Here is a 19,554-nt window from a genome sequence, read left to right on the forward strand (position 1 = left end):
GTTTGCCGAGGCTGGACGAATATCAATTAACTGCTTAACTGAAGGTGGAACCACCGGGAATAACAACAAACCAAGAGAGGTGAGGGTAACCATGAGCAAATCTGCAGGTTCAGACAGCAAGGCCGATGCCGTAGCCGCCGTTCTGCTGGTGATGTTAACGGTGTCGTTTGCGGTGTTCTGGGTAGCCGGCCAATAGCTTACTGCCCGGCCAGTACCAGGTTCACAACAAGGATCAGGCCGCCTACGAAGGCGGCCGTAAACAGCAGCCCCGCGATAATGTAGGGGGCGGGGCTGTGGCTTGAGAAGTCTTCCTGCCGCCGGCGGTCTGATTGCACACCGAGGGCGCCGGCCAGGATGCTTTGCATGATTTTCAGAACACCCGGCGAACCGGTTTTTTGGTCTTCGTTGTCCTTTTTGTTTTTGTTGGCAACGTCAGTCATGGTTTACCGCCCTGATTTATTCTGCGGGATCATAGGCCAGGCTCGGCATCAGCCAGCGTTCGGCTTCCGCTTTTGACAGCCCCTTGCGTTCAGCATAGTCCTCAACCTGGTCCACGCCAATTTTACCCACGGCAAAGTACTTGGAGTCCGGGTGCGCGAAATACCAGCCGGAAACCGCAGCGGTCGGGAACATGGCGAAATGTTCCGTCAGCTCGAGGCTGGTGTTGGCGGTGGCATCCAGCAGTTTGAACAGGGTGGTTTTTTCCGTGTGGTCCGGGCAGGCGGGGTAGCCCGGTGCCGGGCGGATACCGCGATAGCGTTCCTTGATCAGGTCGTCATTGGCCATTTGCTCGTCGTTAGCATAGCCCCAGAACTCCTTGCGCACCCGCTCGTGCATGCGCTCGGCAAAGGCTTCTGCCAGGCGGTCCGCCAGGGCCTGAACCATGATGGCGCTATAGTCGTCGTGGGCGTTCTTGAACTCGGTGGTGAGTTCGTCTACGCCAATGCCGGTGGTGACCGCAAAGCCGCCCACATAGTCACCCAGGTGCGAACTTTCCGGGGCCACGAAATCAGACAGGGCCATCATCGGCTTGCCCGGGGCCTTCTCATCCTGCTGGCGCAGGTGGTGCAGGGTGGTGAGTTCCTCGGTGCGGGTCTCGTCGGTGTACACCACGATGTCGTCGCCCCGGCGGTTGGCCGGCCAGAAGCCGATCACACCACGGGCACTGATCCGCTTCTCTTCAATCATCTGCTTGAGCAGTTTCTGGGCGTCGTCGAACAGGTTGCGGGCGGCTTCGCCACGCTTGGGGTCGTCGAAAATCGCCGGGTACTTGCCGGCAATGTCCCAGGAAATGAAGAACGGCGTCCAGTCGATGTATTCCGCCAGTTCGTTCAGGTCATAGTCTTCGAACACCCGCACGCCGGTAAACGCCGGCTTGGGCGGCTGGTAGTTTTCGAAATCAATCTCCGGCGCCCGTGCCCGGGCTTCTTTCAGGGATACCAGCTTGGTGCGGTCGCCACGGTTCTTGCGGCGCTCACGGATTTCGTCGTATTCGGTGCGGGCTGCTTCCACAAAGGCCGGCTTGGCGGTCTTGCTCAGCAGTTGTGACGCCACGTTGACGCAACGGGAGGCATCGGACACGTACAGGGCAATGTCGTTCTTGTAGTGAGGCTCAATCTTGACCGCAGTATGGGCCTTGGAGGTGGTGGCACCACCGATCATCAGCGGAATCTTGAAGTCCAGCCGCTGCATTTCACGGGCAACGTGCACCATTTCGTCCAGCGACGGGGTGATCAGGCCACTCAGGCCGATGATGTCGACGTTCTCTTCCTTTGCTTTTTCCAGGATCTTGTCGCAGGGCACCATCACGCCCATGTCGATCACTTCGTAGTTGTTGCACTGCAGCACCACGCCCACGATGTTCTTGCCGATGTCGTGCACATCGCCTTTCACCGTGGCCATCAGGATCTTGCCCTTGGCCTGCTGGTCTTCGGTTTTTTCCGCCTCGATGTACGGAATCAGGTGGGCGACCGCCTGCTTCATAACCCGGGCGCTTTTCACCACCTGGGGCAGGAACATCTTGCCATCGCCAAACAGATCGCCGACCACGTTCATGCCGTCCATCAGCGGGCCTTCGATCACCTCGATCGGATGGCTGGCATTCTGGCGACAGGCTTCGGTGTCTTCGATGATGAAGTTGGTGATGCCTTTAACCAGTGCGTGCTCAAGCCGCTTCTCAACGGGCCATTCGCGCCAGGCCAGGTCTTCTTCTTTAGCCTGGCCGCCTTTGCCCTTGAACTTCTCGGCCGCTTCCAGCAGGCGGTCGGTGGAGTCTTCGCGGCGGTTCAGCACCACGTCTTCCACCAGTTCCTTCAGGTCCGGCTCGATTTCATCGTAAATCACCAGCTGGCCCGGGTTTACGATACCCATGTTCATGCCGGCCTTGATGGCGTGGTACAGGAACACCGAGTGGATGGCTTCACGCACGGCATCGTTGCCGCGGAACGAGAAGGACACGTTGCTGACGCCGCCGGAAATGGATGCGTGGGGCAGGTTCTCTCTGATCCAGCGGGTGGCGTTGATGAAATCCACCGCGTAGTTGTTGTGTTCCTCGATGCCGGTAGCGATGGCAAAGATGTTCGGGTCGAAGATGATGTCGCCCGGGTTGAAGCCTATGCTGGTCAGTACATCGTAGGAGCGCTTGCAGATCTCGGTCTTGCGCTCGTAGGTATCGGCCTGGCCGTCTTCGTCAAAGGCCATCACCACCACCGCGGCGCCGTAGCGCATGCAGTCTTTTGCCCGCTTGATGAACGCCTCTTCGCCTTCTTTCAGGCTGATGGAGTTCACCACTGCCTTGCCCTGAATGCAGCGCAGGCCGGCTTCGATCACTTCCCACTTGGAGGAGTCGATCATAATGGGCACACGGGAAATGTCCGGCTCGGAGGCAACCAGGTTCAGGAAGGTGACCATCACCTCCTTCGAGTCCAGCATGCCCTCGTCCATGTTGATATCGATAATTTGGGCGCCGTTTTCTACCTGGTCCCGGGCAACGCTGAGGGCCTCTTCGTACTGCTCTTCCTTGATCAGGCGAAGGAAACGTTTGGAACCGGTCACGTTGGTTCGTTCACCCACGTTGATAAACAGGGTGTTTTCGTCGCCGGTAAATGGCTCCAGGCCGGCCAGGCGCAGGGCCTTCGGGCGATCGGGAATCTGCCGGGGCGGATATTTCGCGACCGCGTTGGCAATGGCTTCAATGTGTTCCGGGCGGGAACCACAGCAACCGCCGATGATGTTCAGGAAGCCGTCTCTGGCGAAGCCTTCGATGATCTCGGCCATTTCTTCCGGGGTCTGGTCGTACTCACCGAACTCGTTGGGCAGGCCGGCGTTCGGGTGAGCGGAGACATAGGTTTCCGCTTTGTTGGACAGTTCTTCCACATAGGGGCGAAGGGCATCCGCACCCAGGGCGCAGTTCAGGCCAATGGAAATCGGCTTGGCGTGGGCCACGGAATTGTAGAACGCCTCGGTAGTCTGGCCGGACAGGGTTCGGCCGGAAGCATCGGTAATGGTGCCGGAGATCATGATCGGCAGTTCAATGCCGGAATCTTCGAAGAACTGCTGGGTAGCGTAGATGGCTGCCTTGGCGTTCAGGGTGTCGAAAATGGTTTCAATCAGGATGAGGTCAGAACCGCCTTCCACCAGGCCTGACACAGCCTCGTAATAATTATCCACCAGAGTCTGGAAATCGACGTTGCGGTACCCCGGGTTGTTCACATCCGGCGACAGCGACGCGGTACGGGAGGTGGGGCCCACGGCACCGGCCACAAAGCGGGGCTTGTCGGGATTCTTCGCGGTGTATTCATCAGCGATTTCCCGGGCCAGCCTGGCCGAAGCCACGTTCAGCTCCCTTGCCAGCTCTTCCATGCCGTAGTCGGCCTGGGACAGGCGGGTGGAGTTGAAGGTGTTGGTTTCGATAATATCGGCGCCGGCATCCAGGTATTCTGCGTGGATATTGCGCAGCAGGGCAGGCTGGGTAAGGTTCAGCAGATCGTTGTTGCCCTGGACTTCCCGATCGTAGTCTTTGAACCGGTCGCCACGGAACGCGGCTTCATCCAGTTTCTGGTTCTGGATCATGGTGCCCATGGCGCCATCAAGAACAATGATGCGTTCCTTGAGTGCCTTTTTAAGCTGGTCCAGACGGGTGTTGCGATCGGTCATAGGGAAATCTTCCGGATGTCGTGAATAACGTCTAATACGGTTAATGGCGCGGGATCATAGCAAAAAGCGAGCAGTTCGTCTTAGTACGGATGATCATTATCAAGTGCCTTGCCGTGCGCGGCGGTTAGCCGGGTCATAAGGGAAACTCATTAGCCCGATTAATGCCCGACTATTTTACTTGGTCTTTTAAGTTCCTGCGAACTCTCCTAAAATGGAGGTCACATTTGAAAACAGGTAGGAAGCATGGCTCTGGTAACTGTTACTGATTCTGCAAGGGACTATCTTGCACAACTGATCGAAAAGCAGGATGTCGAAGGTATGGGGGTTCGTATCTTTGTGACCCAGCCCGGCACTCGTAACGCAGAAACCTGCCTGGCCTACTGTCCGCCGAACGAAATTGTCCCCACCGACGAAACGGTAGACCTGCAGAAGTTTACGCTGTACCTGGATCACAACTCGGTACCCTTCCTGGAAGAAGCCTACGTGGATTATTCCAAGGATCAGATGGGCGGCCAGCTGACCATCAAGGCGCCGAACGCCAAGGTACCCCAGGTATCTGACGATGCACCGCTGCCGGACCGGGTGAACTACGTACTGGCCTCCGAGATCAACCCCAACCTGGCGGCTCACGGTGGCGATGTATCGCTGGTCGAGATTGTTGAAGAGTCTGTGGCCGTGCTGCGTTTTGGCGGTGGCTGCCAGGGTTGTTCAGCGGTGAGTCTGACTCTCAAGCAGGGTGTCGAGAAAACCCTGAAAGAACGCGTGCCGGAAATTACCGCCGTGCGTGACGTAACGGACCACACCAACACCGAAAACGCTTACTACCAGTAAGCGACTGCTGTGGCAGGCTGACTTCCCGAGCCTGGACAGTCTGCCACAGACACCCCTCCGCCGTGGCTACACGGCCAATGCCCGAGAGTGCCTTCTGTTTCATTATTCCCGCCATCAACAGAATGACTTGGTATTTACTCGGGGTAAGTCTTGTCGGACCTAACACTTCTATCCGTGCCAGTGATGGCTGCCGTAGTTGGCTGGTTTACTAACTGGCTGGCTATTCAGATGTCGTTCTATCCGGTTCAGTTCATCGGTTTCGGCGTCGTTGGCTGGCAGGGCGTGATTCCCCGCAAAGCCGAGAAAATGGCCCACATCTGCATCGACCGCACCCTGCAGCATTTCGGCGACCTCAACTCGGTGTACCAGAAGCTCGAACCCCAGCGCATTGTCCAGCAGGTTCTGACCCAGGTATCGCCGCGCATGGACGAGTACATTGATGAAGTGATGTACGAAGTCCAGCCGGTGCTTTGGGACAATCTGCCGGTGTTTGTGAAAGACCGCATTTACCAGTGGGCGCGACAGCAATTGCCATCGCGCATAGAGGAGCTGGTGGAAGACTTTGGTGACGACCTGGACGACCTGGTAGACCTGAAAGCGCTGCTGAGCCGCGAACTGCAACACCATCCGGACCTGATGAACCGCATTTTCAAACAGGCCGGTGCCGTGGAATTGCAGTCTGTGATCAACCGGGGTGCGCTGATCGGTGCCTTGCTGGGCGCTCTGCTGGTGCCATTTTGGGTATCCTATCCGCAGCCGTGGGTGTTGCCGGTGGGTGGCTTTGCCATCGGTTTTATCACCAACTGGCTGGCCATCAACCTGATTTTTGCCCCGCTCAGGCCGCGCCGGATGCTGTTCTGGAAGTTTCAGGGCCTGTTTTTGCAGCGACAGGACGAAATCAGCGACATCTGGGCGCAGCTGGTGGCCGAGGAACTGATTACCGTGGAGAAGGTGGCGGATGCCATGATTAACGGTCGCCACGGCGCCCGTACCCGCTCCATTCTGCAGAAACACCTGCGCCCGATGCTGGATAACTCCATGGTCATGCGACTGGCTGCGCAGGTGACCGTGGGTATGTCCGGTTATACCGACCTGAAGCGGGCCATGAACGACAAGGCGGTACTGGCTACCCGGGATGTCTTCTCTGACCCGGCATTCAACAAGGAGCGGGCCCCGGTCGTTGCCGGTGTGCTGGCGGGCCAGATGAAAGCCCTCAAACCCGAAGAATTCCAGGAAATCCTGCGCCCGGCATTTCGGGAAGAGGAAATCCAGCTGATGCTGATCGGTGGCTTGTTCGGGGCAATTGCGGGCTTTATCCAGTTTGTGCTGATCTGATTACTGTAGTTCAGGCCTACAGGCAGTTGGTGGGGCGGGGCAAACCTGCTATCCGGCACGCGGTTTTGGCCGGTGTGCCGGGGAACAGCTGCATCAGGTAGATGCTGTTGCCTTTTTCTTCGCCCAGTGCTTCCTTTACCGCCTTTACGAACAGCCGGTTTGATGGCGGCGACATTTCATGTGATTTATAAAAACCCCTCAGAAACTCTATGATTTCCCAGTGCTTTTCTGATAGCTCTATTTGGTCATCTGCGGCAATCTGGCGGCCCACCTCCGGTGTCCACTGATTGGCGTCTTCCAGGAAACCTTCGTTATTGCGGGGCGGCATGTCAGTTATCGGCATGGTTTACCAGCTGATGATGCGTGAATGTTTGGCGGTCAGGCGTACCAGTTCGGCGTAGTCGATCGTTCCTGTCCGGGTTTGCTCATTCAGCGCCCGGGCGTCGACATCCGCTTTCATGGCCTTACAGGCGTCAGGAAGGGTAACGGAGCAATCGGCCAGGGCAAGTGCCGCGTTTTCGGTAAGTACCAGCTGATCGCCGTCCTGGATCGCCTGGAGGCAGGATTCAAAGCGGGGGTGTCCCGGTGGCTTGTTCAGAATGTGCAGTGTCGGGGTTGCTGGCTGCGTGCTTGTCATTATCTTCCTGCCTCAGCCTGCAAAGGCCACGTTACTGTGGGCGTTCATGACGTCTTGCAGGTTTTCGGCGAGGGTGACACCGGAAACCCGTTGCTCAGGCCCAAGCCCAAAGCGCTCGCAGGACGCCGCGTCTGCAAGGATTTCTTCCACGCCGAACATGGGCGCTGCCGAGAGGTTTTTCTCCACGGATTTCTGGCCAATGGCGTCGGGAGCCTGTTGCTTGCGCAGCCAGTTGACCCCGGCGCCGGTAAAGAGCAGGGCCGCCGGCTGGTCGAAGGCGGCCAGCGAGAACACCATGTCCAGGGCCTCGCGCCCGGCCCAGTTACCATATGGGGGTTGGTCTACTATGATCAGCGTGCTCACCGTCAGTTACTCCCGTGGAAATAGATAACCCGGTCCGATTTCACATTACCTTCCACCCATTCACCAAGGCCGGCAATGCCAAACGGCTCCAGCAGGTTGTTGCCGGGCAGTTCGTAGCGGGCCTGTTCGGTATCATCAATGATTCCGCGGCGCAGCGCCGAGGCAATACAAACGGTAGCGGGAATGGCGTTGTCAGCCAGGAAGCCGGCCCACTGCTTCGGCCAGTTCACCTCGTCAGAGGGTGGCGTCGCCAGCGCCGAGGCCAGCAATACGCCCTCACCATACAGGAATACCCGGTCAATCCGGTGGCCCGCAACAAGCAGTTCCCGGGCAAAGGCCAGGGCGCTCTGGGGGGCCTGGGAAGACCAGGGGGCTCCGGTGATTACGAGGGTATAGCTCAGTGGCGTCATGGCGTCCTGCACCCGGGAGTGAATCTTGAGGATTTGAAGTGTACCTAAAGCAGAAACCCCGGCAAAGGCCGGGGTTTCTGGAAGCGAGGGACTGACCGGAGATCAGTCTTCGCCGCTGAATGCCGCCAGCAGGTGCAGCAGGCTGACAAACAGGTTGTAGATGGATACATACAGACCAACGGTGGCGATGATGTAGTTACGCTCGCCGCCTTTGATGATCTGGCTGGTTTCAAACAGGATCATGATGGAGGCGAAGATGGTGAAGCCTGCAGACACCGCCAGGTGCAGGGCAGAGCTTTCCATGAAGAACGCCAGCAGCATGGCACCGATCAGCACAAATGCGCCAGCGGTGAGGAAGCTGGACATGAAGCTGAAGTCTTTCTTGGTGATGATCGCTGTCGCAGACAGGCCAACAAAGGCCACTGCTGTCAGCGTCAGGGCCTGGGCCACAATCTGGGAGGCGCCGGCGGCCACGAACGCGCCGATGATCGGACCAAGGGTGTAACCCATGAAGCCGGTCAGTGCGAAGGTGGTTACGATGCCCCAGGGGCTGTTCTTCAGTTTATAGGTAGCGAACAGCAGGCCAATGTAACCCACGATGGTGATCAGGAAGCCCGGATGAGTACCGTTCATGTTCAGGAACGCAGTCAGGGCTGAGAAGGCGAGGGTCATACCCAGCAACATGTAAGTGTTGCGAAGCACCTTCATGGCATCATCGCTGATACCCGCAGTGACCTGGCTTCTTTCCCCGGTCGTGTCGTAGGCAGCCTGATTGTTCTGAACGCCGAAACGTCTGTCTTCCATTGTCATCTCCGTTTAGTGAAACTGGATACTGTGTCCCATCATAATGTTGAATCCGCAACTTTCAATCATTTACGACAGTAATTCGCCTTCTGGATTCCATTAAACCGCTGTAATCTTGTTTATGGATTGTTCAGAAGCTCCGGAATTCACATCGTTTTTTCTACAGGGCGTTGACAGCACAGGCAAATCCGGTATCATTCCACCCGCTGTCGCAAGGCAGCTGAGGAAAGGCGAGTCATCGCCGATCCAACAAGACGGTGGGCTGGCAGAGTGGCTGAATGCAGCGGTCTTGAAAACCGCCGAAGGTTAATAGCCTTCCCGGGGTTCGAATCCCTGGCCCACCGCCATTTTTCTCTCAGACACACCTTCCCGAATACGCATTTTCCTCCGCTTTACCAATCAATTCCGATTTTGCCGTACACTCATTGCTGAACCGTTTACCGAAAACAGCAGGTGGTCGCTATGGACGAACATCAAACTCCTGAAACCGAAAACGAGCGCAAGAATCGTCGCTTTGCCGTGTCTGCCAATCGTGGCAAGGCCAGCCATCGCATTCGTTACGTGGAAACGGGTGGGGCGGCAGTGGATGCCGAAGAGTGCACCTTTTGCCAGGCGGTGCCGGACCTTGAAGACGACGCCAACGTCAAATCAACCCGGGTAACCGGTCATTCGCACCCTGCTGAGTAATCAGGGGCTTCCGTCGGTTTCCTGGTGCCGGGCTTTATGCCGCTTTGCCGAGTGCTGTCCGTATGGCGCGAACGGCTTCAAGGGCGGCTTCGTTGTCGCCGTGAACGCACAGGCTGTCGGCGGGTAAATCCAGCCATTTGCCGGTAGTGCTGGTGACTCCGCCATTGTGGGCAAAAGACAAGGCCTGCTTTACGATCAACTCCGGGTCTTCGTGCACAGCATCGGCCTGGCGGCGGGACACCAGTTGGCCCTGATCGTCGTAGGCGCGGTCGGCAAAGGCTTCCAGCAGCAACGGCACACCCAGGTTCTCAGCCAGGGCCTGATGCTCCCGATAACCCAGAGTTACCGGAATCATCAGCGGCAGGCCTTCACGGAAGGTCCGTACCGCTTTCATAACCACTGCCAGGGTGTCCTTATCCTTCATCATGTCGTTGTTGAGGGCGCCGTGGGGTTTTACATAGCTCACGGCCAGGCCTTCGCTGCGGCACATGCCTTCCAGTGCCCCTAACTGATAAAGCATCAGGGCTTCGATTTCATCCGGGGTGTGATAGATGGAGCGTCGGCCAAAGCCTGGAAGGTCGTGATAGGAAGGGTGGGCACCGATTTCAACCTTGTGCTGTGCTGCCAGTACCAGGGTGTGCCGGATCACCATCGGGTCTGCGGCGTGAAAGCCACAGGCCACGTTGGCCATATCAATCAGCGGCATAACCAGGTCGTCCTGGCCCATTTGCCAGGCACCATAGCTTTCGCCCAGATCACAGTTCAGCTTCATGGTACCCCCTCTTGATGCTATCGACTCGCTCAGAGGTCGTCCCGGCCGGGCCAGGTTGCCTGCTTGCGCTCGCTGGCCAGCGCGGCCCTCTGCTCGAGTACTTCCGGTCGGCTTTCAGGTGCGGCCCAGCCCTGCAGGTTATCTTCTACCAGTTGCACCAGGGCGTCTATATGGCCCTGGGTGGCGTTCAGGCAGGGGATGTAAGCAAAGCCTTCGCCGCCGGCTTCCATGAAGTATTCGCGGTTCTCTTCGTTGATTTCCTCGATGGTTTCCAGGCAATCGGAAGAGAAGCCGGGGCAGAACACATCAATACTCTTCACGCCTTTGCCCGGCAGGGATTTCAGGGTTTCGTCGGTATAGGGCTGCAGCCACTCTTCACGCCCGAAGCGGGACTGGAAGGTGGTCATGTATTCATCGGGCTTGAGCGCCAGTCGCTCAGCCAGCAGGCGTGAAGTCTTGTGGCACTCGCAATGGTACGGGTCGCCCCTCTGCAGGTACTTGAGCGGCACCCCGTGGTAGGACAGGATCAGCTTTTGCTTGCGCCCGTGCTCGGCCCAGTGGCTCTCAATGTGCTTCGCCATGGCTTCAATATAGGGAGGGAAGTCATGGTAGTGGGAAACAAACCGGAAATCCGGCAACCAGCGTCGCTTGGTGAAATCGGCAGCAATGGCATCAAAGGTAGAGGCCGTGGTTGAGGCCGAATACTGGGGGTAAAGTGGCAGCACCAGCAGCTTGCGCACACCTTGCTCCTGCATCTCGTCCAGTACGCGGGCAATAGACGGGTTGCCATAACGCATGGCAAAGCCCACCACCACGTCGTTGCCGTATCGGGCTTGCAGGGCTTTGCGAATGCCCTCCGCCTGGTTGGCGGTGTGGATCAGCAGGGGTGAGCCGTCTTTGTCCCACACGCTGGCGTAGGCTTCAGCACTTCTCTTCGGACGGATGCGCAGAATAATGCCATGCAGGACCAGCCACCAGATGGGGCGGGGAACTTCAACCACCCGGGGGTCCCACAGAAATTCCCCGAGATACCTGCGCAGTGCCGGGGTAGTGGGGGCATCCGGGGTGCCCAGGTTGGTTACCAGAACGCCAAGGCGCTCCGACTGCTTGTGGCTGAAGTTCTCTGTCCCTTTGTATGGCATTGAAGCTTTCCGGTGTTGGGTAGTTAGTGCTGGTCTGCCTGCTGCTTAAGCCGCGGAATCAAGCCGGTAATGTCGTAGCCGGCCCGGTGGGCCCTGGTCAGGATTTCCCGTGGGTCAAGCTCGCGGGCGGCGCTCAGGGCCCATAGTACGGTACAGCGGGTGCCAGATCGACAGAAAGCGAATACGGGTTTGTCGGCATCCCGGATCATCGGGGCAAAGTTGTCGACATCCGCATCGGTAATGTTGCCGGACTCAACTGGCAGGTAGACCCACTTGAGCCCGTGCTCGGCGGCAGCGGCTTCAATATCGGCCATGGACGGCTGGCCCGGCTCTTCGCGGTCTGGCCGGTTGGCAACCAGGGTTTTAAACCCCAGGCGGGCGATTTCTGCGACATCCTGCACTGCAATCTGCGGTGCTACGGAGATGTTGTCATCGATCTTTCTGATTTCCACTAGCATTCTCCAACGTTCTGTCAGGCGGCATCGCTGCCGGCGAATTCTCGATCGGTTTCAGAGTCGCCCCGGGCACGATTGCGCTCGAACAACTCGAACAGCACCATGCCGGCCACCATAGAAGCAACGAACACGGCGCCCTTGATTTCGCCGGCGCCCAGTGCCACAAGTCCGGGGCCCGGGCAGAAACCGGCAATGCCCCAGCCGATGCCGAACATCATACTGCCGATAACCATGCGTTTCTCGATTCGGTTATTGGTCGGCAACTTCATGTTGAAGCCGAGGAACGACAGGGTGCGTTTACGGGCGACTGCGAAAGACACCAGCCCGACGATGATGGCGCCCCCCATCACAAACGCAAGGGAAGGATCCCACAGACCGGCGATGTCCAGAAAGCCCAGTACCTTTTCCGGGTTGGCCATGCCGGAGACAATCAGGCCCATACCGAAGACCAGGCCGGCGAACAGCGAAGCGAAAGAGTATTTCATGGCATCAGGCTCCGATCAGGTGGCGAATAACAAAGACGGTAATGAAACCGGTGGCCATAAAGCTCAGCGTGGCAACCAGCGAGCGCAGCGACAAGCGGGACAGCCCGCATACGCCATGGCCGCTGGTGCAGCCGGACGCGTAGCGGGTGCCGATGCCCACCAGCAAACCGGCCACGATGAGCGCCGGATAGCCGGCATTGATTTCAACCGGCGGAAGCTGGGCGAACAGGGCCCAGACCGCTGGCGCGCCGATCAGGCCGCCCAGGAAGGCAACGCGCCACAGGATGTCGGTGCGAACGGGGGTGAGTAGCCCGCCCAGAATTCCACTGATGCCGGCAATACGCCCGTTCAGAAGCAGGAAGCTGGCCGCTGCCAGGCCGATAAGGATACCGCCCGTGAGGGCTGCGCCAGGGGTAAACTGGCTCCACGCAATATCAATCATTCAGAATCTCCGGATTGAATGGTTGGTTTTGGAATAAGGATATAATGGGGTGTGATAATAACAAAAAAAGCCCGGCAAGGGATGCCGGGCAGAGGCGTGCGAGTAGTATCCATGAAAGACTTCCAGACAAACCGGCATCAACTCGGATACCGGTATCGAGAAGTATTGACCATAATTTGAGCAGTTCAAGCCAGAGGCCCTTTCGTTTGAAAACATTTTTTCATATCGCCCCCGTGTTTATACTGCGGCCTTTTCCCATGCGGGTTTCAGGGCTGCCCAAGGTAACACTGAAATCGCGGTATGGCTGTAATACAATGGGCGCTGAACACCCTTTGCCCGCATTCAAGAGGTAGCTATGTCCGACCAAGACCAAAATTCGCCGGAGAATGATCCGCAGCTGGCAGACAAAATCAAGGGCTCTGCCCGTCAGATCTGGCTGGCCGGGCTGGGCGCCTACACCAAGGCCGAGGAAGACGCCGGTAAATTTTTCGACCGCCTGGTCCAGGAAGGCGAACAACTGGAATCGAAAACCCGTGGCGTGGTGGGCAAACAGATCCGTACCGTGGAAGACCGGGTTGGCGAAGTTCGCGAGCGGGCAACCGGTACCTGGGACAAGCTCGAGCACATGTTTGACCAGCGGGTGTCCGGCGCGCTCCGGCGTCTGGGTATTCACCGTCGGGAAGAAATCGAAGCCCTCGAACATCGTATTGCGGCTCTTGAATCTGAACTGACCCGCCTTCGCGATTCCGACTCACTGGCCCGTGACGAAGAAGAATAAGCTTTACAGATACGTGTGGCTGGTGAGACGGATCTGTTCCTGTTCCTCAGCCGCCATGTAGGGCAGTATCAGGTGCAGCATCTGGTACACCCCCTTGCCCGGATCCACCGACTCCCGGTTATCCAGGTGTGACAGCGTGTCGAAACTGCTCCAGTAGCACACGGTCAGCGTGAGCTGTTCACACAGGGATTCCAGTTCTGCCTCTTCAATGGCCATGGTCTGCTGGCCGCGAAAACTCTCGCACAGGGTACGAAACGCTGTCGTTTTCTTTTTGAGAATGCGCCGGAAACGGACCTGCAACTGGCTGTAGCGCGACAGCACATTGACCAGGTCCTGGTACATAAACCGGTAACGGGCTACTGCCTCAAACAGCATGTGCAGGAAGAACCCGAACTGGTCCAGTGAAATCTCCACATCTTCCGGTACTGCCAGCAGGTCGAGCATTTCGGCCTCAAAGCCGTCGAACAGCTCCTCGACAATGTCACCCTTGCTCTTGAAGTGGTAATACAGGTTACCCGGGCTGATCTCCAGTTCGTCGGAGATCAGCAGCGTGGTGACATTGGGTTCGCCCAGGCTGTTGAACAGTTGCAGGCTGGTGTCGAGAATCCTGTCTCTGGTTTTGACCTTTTTCATAAGGGCAGTAGCGCGCCTTTACAGCTCGAAGCTGGCCCAAACCGGGCAGTGGTCGGATGGCCGCTCCATGGCACGGATGTCGTAGGACACCCCGGCTGCCCTGGCTTTTGGCAGCAGGCTGTCGCTGGCCATGATCAGGTCGATACGCAGGCCCCGTTTCGGCTCCCGCTCGAAGCCTTTGCTGCGATAGTCGAACCAGCTGAAGGTATCGGCTTCATCCGGGTGCAGGTGGCGGAAGACGTCGGTATAGCCACGTTTTTCCACTTCTCCCAGCCATTCCCGTTCTTCCGGCAGGAAGCTGCATTTTCCGGTACGCAGCCAGCGCTTGGCGTTGTCCGGGCCGATGCCGATGTCTTTGTCGGTGGGGGAGATGTTCATATCGCCCATCACCACCACATGGCCCGGTTGCTGTTTCAGGTCGTCCAGATAGGCCATCAGGTCCGCGTAGAATTTCTGCTTGGCCGGGAACTTCACCGGGTGGTCGCGGCTTTCGCCCTGGGGGAAGTAACCGTTGATGACCGTCAGCGGCTCACCATTTACGGTAAAACGACCAGTAATCAGGCGGCGCTGGGAATCCTCGCCATCAGACGGATAGCCTTTAACCACATGCTCCGGTTCCATCCGCGACAGCAGTGCCACGCCATAGTGGGTTTTCTGGCCATGGAAATGCACGTGGTAGCCCAGTTGGCGGATGGCTTCCTCCGGAAATTCCGCATCGGTCACCTTGGTTTCCTGCAGGCCGATGAAGTCGGGATTCAGCTCTTTAATCACGGCTTCAAGCTGGTGCAGGCGGGTGCGGATACTGTTTACGTTAAACGACACAAACATCATGGCGTGGAATCTCCGGATCAGTTTGCCCGGAAGTTTACCATAAGGGATGGCGTATGCCGTGTGGCTGAAGGGGCGCAGTCAGTCTGTCAGTTCACACTCAGGGTATCGGATGACCCGGTAGTTGATTGCAGCGGTGTGATTGGCATCTGCGTTCTTGCGAATGTTGGTCAGCCCCAGGTAGTGGGTCAGGGCGCCCTGGCGGTTGTAGCCGAGCACAATCGGATCAACCAGCACTCTCAGCATCAGGCTGGTGGGGCGGATATGCACCACAATGTCGGCATCTACCCGGTTTTTCGGGCCGGGGTCCAGCACAAAGCCGTAGTAATCGCCCCGTGTGGGTGCCAGGAAATCGAATTCCACAGACTGACCGCTGGTTACCGCGGCCCAGTTGGCGCGTACGAACTGGTCAAAGCCGGCATCCACCACCAGTTTGCTGCCAAAGCGCAGCTCGACCATGGCGGTTTCGCTGGAAGGCTTCTGCCAGGTGATGTCCAGGGTGTTGGCTTCGGGGTAGCTGATCTCCAGGCGCTCGTTGAACTCCGGCTGGTGAAAATCCACCTCCGGCAGCTGGACAGATTGCCGGTAAGTCAGTTGCTTGCTGGCAAAGGGCGTGTCGTCGCTGGCCCTCAGGTAATCGACCTGGTGTTGCTCCGGAACGAATACGCCGGATTCACAAGTGCCGCTGACGGCATGGTGTTCCTGGTAGATCGGCCTGTCGTCATCAAGGCTCCGGGCGCTGCCATGGAACTCGAAGACAGCGGCACCGGCATGGCTGCAACCGAGCAGGGCGCCAACAAGCGCTGTTGTCACTTTCATGGCTCAAGCTCCGTGTACAAACTTTTCCGGATAAACAGCAGCAGCGGGAAGATCACCAGCCAGCCCAGCGCGATGGCCGCTACCGACAGGGCAGTGTCCGGCAGTGTGACTGCGCCTAGCTTGGCGGCAGACCAGTAAGCCAGTGCCCCGGCAAACGGTGCCAGCACAAACGGCAGCCATCGGTGCTGGCCGATCCACGCCAGTGAGTGACACAGGGTGGTCATGAACAGGGCCCAAATAGCCACCAGCCAGGGTGGCACAACGGCAATTTCTTCGATACCCGGGATGCCGAGAATGCCAAGCCGGAACCAGAGCGTGTCCAGCAGCCCGCCAAGTACAACACCGACCCCGATAAACTGCAGTTCCGAAAAGCGCTTCTGGCTCACCAGCAGCATATGGACCATGAAAAGCCCCAATGCCAGGGCTGTCACCGGCAGCCCCGGGTACAGCACACAAGCGAACCAGCCGGCCTGGAACAGTACGAAGTTCAGGACATTCCGGACCGTTTCCGAGGTGATCATAGGCTGATGATGTTGGCGCGCTTGTTGGCGGGCTTGGCCATCAGCAAATGGGCCACACCAATGGCACGCTCACTGAAGCCTGCTTCGCAGTAGGCGAAATAGAAGTGCCACAGGCGCTGGAAGGCGGTGTCGTAACCCAGGGCATCCAGCTCGCTGCGCTTGGCCATGAAGCGTTCGCACCAATCCCGAAGCGTGCGGGCATAATGGAAGCCGAAGTCTTCGTTATGGGTGAGTACCAGGTCTGACCCGCGGCCCATCGACTGCAGGATCGCCCCAAACGAAGGAATAAAGCTGCCCGGGAAGATATAACGCTGGATAAAGTCCACGTTCTTCAGGGCACGCTCATAACGCTGTTCCGGCATATTGATCGCCTGCACCAGGGCCAGGCCATCCGGCTTCAGCAAATTGCTGATCTGGGACAGGTAGCTGTCGAGGAACTGCGGACCAACCGCTTCAATCATTTCAATAGACACCAGCTTGTCGAACTGGCCGGTGAGGTCGCGGTAATCATCGAACAGCAGGGTAATGCGATCTTCCAGCCCTTCAGCCTTCACACGCTCCCGGGCCAGCTCCAGCTGTTCCTTCGAGATGGTGGTGGTGGTTACGTGGCAGCCGTAATGTTTGGCAGCGTGGATGGCAAAGCCGCCCCAGCCGGTACCGATCTCCATCACCTTGTCGCCGGGTTGCAGGTCGAGCTTTCGGCAAATAACATCCAGCTTGTGAACCGCAGCCTGTTCCAGTGTGGACTCCTCGCCCGGATAAATGGCGGAGGAATACATCATGGTGGGGTCCAGGAACAGCTGGAACAGGTCGTTGCCCAGGTCGTAGTGGGCGCTGATGTTCTTGCGGGAACCTTCCGGGGTATTGCGGTTCAGCCAGTGCAGGGCCTTCAGGGCCGGTTTGCTGATCCAGCTGAACTTGTCCTCGAAGGCGTTCATGGTGTCCAGGTTGCGGGTGAAGAAGCGCAACAGGGCGGTCAGGTCCGGAGAGCTCCAGTCGCCAGCCACGTAGGATTCCGCCGCCCCCACGCTGCCACCGGTGACCAGGTCCCGCCAGGTGCTGTGGTTGTGGATGACCAGTTCTGCGGTCGGGTAACGCTGGTCGTTGTCGCCGAATACCTGGTCGTCGTAACCGCGTTCACGTACCACCAGTTTGCCGTGCCCGAGCATGGACAACTGATGGCATACCAGCTTGCGGGCAACCCGGCTGATGGTGCCGGTGTTGGCAACGCTGGAATCCTGGCTGGTGACGGAGGTATTCAGGTTCTCCATGAGCTTACCCTTCCTGAAGATTGTTCATTTGACGCGTTGATGGCCGGTTCACTGACATCGACCCCCTGATCTTCCACTCCCCGGCGGAACTCCGGTGCCTGTGGCTCCAGTTTGTCCGGGTGGGTGTAGAAGGGGGCGCCCTTGAGTTTCAGTTTCAGGGCGTTCCAGTAAATACCGGCGGTGCCTTTGAGAGTTTCCAGGGGGAAACGTCGCAGGCTTCGATGCAGGGTTTTACGATCAAGTACCTGCCGTTGGACTACCAGGGTGGCATCAAAATGTTTGTGATCTTCCTGTTCCACGTTCATGTGGATCCGCAGTTCCGGACCCCGGAAGCTGAACAGCCACTGGTAGTGCTGGTTCATGCCGTTAAACGGCGACACGTGGAAACGCTTGCTGAAGGAAAAACGCTCGGTTTGCCAGTTGCTTGCATCGCCCGGCCCGTGATTTCGGCATTCCAGGCAATACACGTGGCGTTCCTTCCAGGGGGTATTGGTAATCTGGGCCAGAATCACCCGGGGCACGTCACCCCGGGCCGGGTCCTGGCCTTTTTCGTAGCACAGGTAAAAGCTAACCGGGTTGAACACGTAGCCCAGATACCGCGGGTGGGTGATCAGCTGAACCGGCCCGTCCGGCTGCCAGCCGGTGGCCTCCCGAACCCGTTGAACGACCGCCTGGTGCAGGTTCGGGATGTGCGGGTCCAGGTAATCGTTCCGGCAAAGCCCCAGCCAGTTGAACCGTTCCAGTGAAAAAAAGCGGCTGACGGAAGTGACAGAAGACCACTCCTCAAGGTCCAGTGCCAGCATGCCAATGTTGTACAGAAAATCATGCTGTACCGGCAACTTACGGCGATGTCTTATAGTGCCTTCTAGCCACTGGCTGGCCATGCTCAAAGCTCCACACCAAAGGCCTGTGTCACCCGCAGGGCGCTGCGCACGCCGTCTTCGTGAAAGCCGTTAAACCAGTACGCACCGCAGAAGTGCGTGCGGTTATGGTTGCCGATTTCGTCATAGCGCTGCTGGGCGGCAACAGCCTCCAGGGTGAACACCGGGTGGTCGTATTCGAACCGCTTGATCACTTTGCCCGGATCGATATCCCGGCTGCGGTTCAGGGTTACGCAGAATGTCTCCGGAGCGTCGTCGAAGTTCTGCAGGATATTCATATTGTAGGTGACAGATACCGGATGGGTGCTGTGCTCGGGAATCATGTAGTTCCAGGCCGCCCAGGCCCGACGGTTGGAGGGCAGCACGCTGGCATCGGTGTGCAGCACCACGTCGTTCTTCTGGTAGCCGATGGCGCCCAGAATGTCCCGCTCCTGGTCACTCGCGTCGCTCAGCATGGCCAGTGCCTGGTTGCTGTGGCAGGCCAGGATAACCTGGTCGAAGCGGTGGTTTTTCCCGTTAACAACCAGCGTTACGCCGTCGTCATCCCGCTGGATGGCGGAGACAGGGCTGTTCAGGTGGGTTTTGTCGCCCAGTCTCTGCATCATACGGGTGACATAGCTGGCGGAACCGCCGGAAATGACCCGCCAGGTGGGCCGGTCATCTACCGACAACATGCCGTGGTTGTTGAAGAACTGCAGGAAAAACCGGATCGGGAACTGCTCCAGCACGATTTCCGGCGCGGACCAGATAGCCGCCCCCATGGGCACGATGTAGTTGTTGCGGAAGTATCGGCTGTAATGGTTGCGGTTCAGGTACTCGCCCAGGGTTTCGCCTTCGGGAATGTCACCGGCGGCCAGGTCTGCCCGGGTTTCCTTGTTGAAGCGCAGAATCTCCCGGATCATTTTCAGGAAATGCAGGTTCAGGACGTTTTTTCGCTGGGCAAACAGGGTGTTCAGGCTGGTGCCGTTGTATTGCAGGCCGCTGGTGTGGCAGTCCACGCTGAAGCTCATATCGCTGACTTCCGAGGCCACGCCCAGCCGGTCCATCAGTTTGATGAAGTTCGGGTAGGTCCAGTCGTTGAAGACGATAAAGCCCGTGTTGACCGGCCAGGTACGCCCCCCGGCCTGGACCAGCTCGGTGTTGGTGTGGCCGCCGGCATAGTCGGCGGCTTCGAACAATTCTACGTCGTGGTGTTCACTGAGCAGCCAGGCGGCGGTCAGTCCTGAAACACCGGCGCCAATAACTGCAATGCGCTGACGGTCCTGATTCATTGATGGTTTTCCTTAAGCGGTTTGTTCACAAAAT

At 58.1% G+C, this 19,554-nt stretch carries 23 protein-coding genes and 1 tRNA gene; 5 read left to right on the forward strand and 19 right to left on the reverse strand.

Going from position 1 to position 19,554, the window contains the following annotated elements; genetic code table 11:
- Positions 1-197 precede the first annotated feature (197 nt).
- Both AQ621_RS07165 and metH read right to left on the reverse strand, forming a co-directional pair.
- Positions 198-440 (reverse strand): DUF2970 domain-containing protein, encoded by a 243-nt coding sequence (locus AQ621_RS07165; protein WP_058340874.1) that lies wholly within the window; start codon positions 438-440, stop codon positions 198-200.
- 16 nt (positions 441-456) lie between these two features.
- Positions 457-4,155 (reverse strand): methionine synthase, encoded by a 3,699-nt coding sequence (gene metH, locus AQ621_RS07170; protein ID WP_058340875.1) that lies wholly within the window; start codon positions 4,153-4,155, stop codon positions 457-459.
- 243 nt (positions 4,156-4,398) lie between these two features.
- Here metH and nfuA point away from each other — a divergent pair, with 243 nt between their 5' ends.
- A complete protein-coding gene (gene nfuA, locus AQ621_RS07175) occupies positions 4,399-4,986 on the forward strand; it encodes a Fe-S biogenesis protein NfuA (RefSeq protein WP_058340876.1) in 588 nt (195 codons plus the stop codon).
- Positions 4,987-5,169: 183 nt separating this feature from the next.
- Positions 5,170-6,321 (forward strand): DUF445 domain-containing protein, encoded by a 1,152-nt coding sequence (locus tag AQ621_RS07180; protein ID WP_058340877.1) that lies wholly within the window; start codon positions 5,170-5,172, stop codon positions 6,319-6,321.
- A 16-nt stretch (positions 6,322-6,337) separates the two neighbouring features.
- Here the strand turns inward: AQ621_RS07180 and AQ621_RS07185 are convergent, their stop codons facing one another.
- The 5 genes from AQ621_RS07185 to AQ621_RS07205 all read right to left on the reverse strand — a co-directional run bounded on the left by AQ621_RS07185 (position 6,338) and on the right by AQ621_RS07205 (position 8,535).
- Complete coding sequence (locus tag AQ621_RS07185) at positions 6,338-6,664, reverse strand: TusE/DsrC/DsvC family sulfur relay protein (protein ID WP_058340878.1); 327 nt, start codon at positions 6,662-6,664, stop codon at positions 6,338-6,340.
- A gap of 3 nt (positions 6,665-6,667) precedes the next feature.
- Positions 6,668-6,958, reverse strand: a complete 291-nt coding sequence (gene tusB / locus AQ621_RS07190; RefSeq protein ID WP_058340879.1) for a sulfurtransferase complex subunit TusB — start codon at positions 6,956-6,958, stop codon at positions 6,668-6,670.
- 12 nt (positions 6,959-6,970) lie between these two features.
- Positions 6,971-7,321 (reverse strand): DsrE family protein, encoded by a 351-nt coding sequence (locus tag AQ621_RS07195; RefSeq protein WP_058340880.1) that lies wholly within the window; start codon positions 7,319-7,321, stop codon positions 6,971-6,973.
- A gap of 2 nt (positions 7,322-7,323) precedes the next feature.
- Positions 7,324-7,731, reverse strand: coding sequence for a sulfurtransferase complex subunit TusD (tusD, locus tag AQ621_RS07200; RefSeq protein ID WP_058340881.1), 408 nt, complete (start codon positions 7,729-7,731; stop codon positions 7,324-7,326).
- 102 nt (positions 7,732-7,833) lie between these two features.
- Positions 7,834-8,535: a Bax inhibitor-1/YccA family protein gene (locus AQ621_RS07205; RefSeq protein WP_058340882.1), complete on the reverse strand. Its 702-nt coding sequence runs from the start codon at positions 8,533-8,535 to the stop codon at positions 7,834-7,836.
- Between the two features lie 256 nt (positions 8,536-8,791).
- Here AQ621_RS07205 and AQ621_RS07210 point away from each other — a divergent pair.
- Together AQ621_RS07210 and AQ621_RS07215 are read left to right on the forward strand one after the other, a co-directional pair.
- Positions 8,792-8,882, forward strand: a tRNA-Ser gene (locus AQ621_RS07210).
- Positions 8,883-8,997: 115 nt separating this feature from the next.
- Positions 8,998-9,222 (forward strand): hypothetical protein, encoded by a 225-nt coding sequence (locus AQ621_RS07215; RefSeq protein ID WP_022988194.1) that lies wholly within the window; start codon positions 8,998-9,000, stop codon positions 9,220-9,222.
- Positions 9,223-9,256: 34 nt separating this feature from the next.
- On the opposite strand, the gene AQ621_RS07220 is transcribed toward AQ621_RS07215, so the two are convergent.
- From AQ621_RS07220 to AQ621_RS07240, 5 genes are read right to left on the reverse strand one after another with little or no spacing between them, the layout of a single operon-like run.
- A complete protein-coding gene (locus tag AQ621_RS07220; protein ID WP_058340883.1) occupies positions 9,257-9,994 on the reverse strand; it encodes a 5-oxoprolinase subunit PxpA in 738 nt (245 codons plus the stop codon).
- Positions 9,995-10,023: 29 nt separating this feature from the next.
- The gene (gene hemH / locus AQ621_RS07225) at positions 10,024-11,136 is read right to left on the reverse strand and encodes a ferrochelatase (RefSeq protein ID WP_058340884.1); all 1,113 of its coding nucleotides are present in this window, start codon (positions 11,134-11,136) and stop codon (positions 10,024-10,026) included.
- Positions 11,137-11,159: 23 nt separating this feature from the next.
- Positions 11,160-11,588 carry a protein tyrosine phosphatase family protein gene (locus AQ621_RS07230; RefSeq protein ID WP_036219100.1) on the reverse strand — a complete coding sequence of 143 codons (429 nt, stop codon included), beginning with the start codon at positions 11,586-11,588 and terminating at the stop codon, positions 11,160-11,162.
- 20 nt (positions 11,589-11,608) lie between these two features.
- Positions 11,609-12,076: a YeeE/YedE family protein gene (locus tag AQ621_RS07235; RefSeq protein ID WP_058340885.1), complete on the reverse strand. Its 468-nt coding sequence runs from the start codon at positions 12,074-12,076 to the stop codon at positions 11,609-11,611.
- Between the two features lie 4 nt (positions 12,077-12,080).
- A complete protein-coding gene (locus AQ621_RS07240; RefSeq protein WP_058340886.1) occupies positions 12,081-12,518 on the reverse strand; it encodes a YeeE/YedE family protein in 438 nt (145 codons plus the stop codon).
- Positions 12,519-12,873: 355 nt separating this feature from the next.
- Between AQ621_RS07240 and AQ621_RS07245 the strand changes: the two genes are divergently transcribed.
- A complete protein-coding gene (locus tag AQ621_RS07245) occupies positions 12,874-13,296 on the forward strand; it encodes a phasin family protein (protein WP_058340887.1) in 423 nt (140 codons plus the stop codon).
- Positions 13,297-13,299: 3 nt separating this feature from the next.
- On the opposite strand, the gene AQ621_RS07250 is transcribed toward AQ621_RS07245, so the two are convergent.
- From AQ621_RS07250 to AQ621_RS07280, 7 genes are all read right to left on the reverse strand, one after another.
- Positions 13,300-13,929 (reverse strand): TetR/AcrR family transcriptional regulator, encoded by a 630-nt coding sequence (locus AQ621_RS07250; protein ID WP_022988201.1) that lies wholly within the window; start codon positions 13,927-13,929, stop codon positions 13,300-13,302.
- Between the two features lie 18 nt (positions 13,930-13,947).
- Entirely contained in the window at positions 13,948-14,760 is an 813-nt protein-coding gene (gene xthA, locus AQ621_RS07255; RefSeq protein ID WP_058340888.1) for an exodeoxyribonuclease III, read from the reverse strand.
- A gap of 78 nt (positions 14,761-14,838) precedes the next feature.
- Positions 14,839-15,576, reverse strand: a complete 738-nt coding sequence (locus AQ621_RS07260; protein WP_058340889.1) for a hypothetical protein — start codon at positions 15,574-15,576, stop codon at positions 14,839-14,841.
- On the reverse strand, positions 15,573-16,097 hold the full coding sequence (locus AQ621_RS07265; RefSeq protein ID WP_022988204.1) for a DUF2878 domain-containing protein: 525 nt from the start codon (positions 16,095-16,097) through the stop codon (positions 15,573-15,575). Before AQ621_RS07265 ends, AQ621_RS07260 begins: the two co-directional genes overlap by 4 nt.
- Positions 16,094-17,368 carry an SAM-dependent methyltransferase gene (locus tag AQ621_RS07270; RefSeq protein WP_058340890.1) on the reverse strand — a complete coding sequence of 425 codons (1,275 nt, stop codon included), beginning with the start codon at positions 17,366-17,368 and terminating at the stop codon, positions 16,094-16,096. The genes AQ621_RS07265 and AQ621_RS07270 overlap by 4 nt, the downstream gene beginning before the upstream one ends.
- Entirely contained in the window at positions 17,356-18,252 is an 897-nt protein-coding gene (locus AQ621_RS07275; RefSeq protein ID WP_058340891.1) for a DUF1365 domain-containing protein, read from the reverse strand. The genes AQ621_RS07270 and AQ621_RS07275 overlap by 13 nt, the downstream gene beginning before the upstream one ends.
- 2 nt (positions 18,253-18,254) lie before the next feature.
- A complete protein-coding gene (locus AQ621_RS07280; RefSeq protein ID WP_058340892.1) occupies positions 18,255-19,520 on the reverse strand; it encodes an NAD(P)/FAD-dependent oxidoreductase in 1,266 nt (421 codons plus the stop codon).
- Between the last annotated feature and the right edge of the window lie 34 nt (positions 19,521-19,554).

Origin of the sequence: Marinobacter sp. P4B1, from assembly GCF_001447135.1 — a bacterium.
GTDB lineage: Bacteria > Pseudomonadota > Gammaproteobacteria > Pseudomonadales > Oleiphilaceae > Marinobacter > Marinobacter vinifirmus.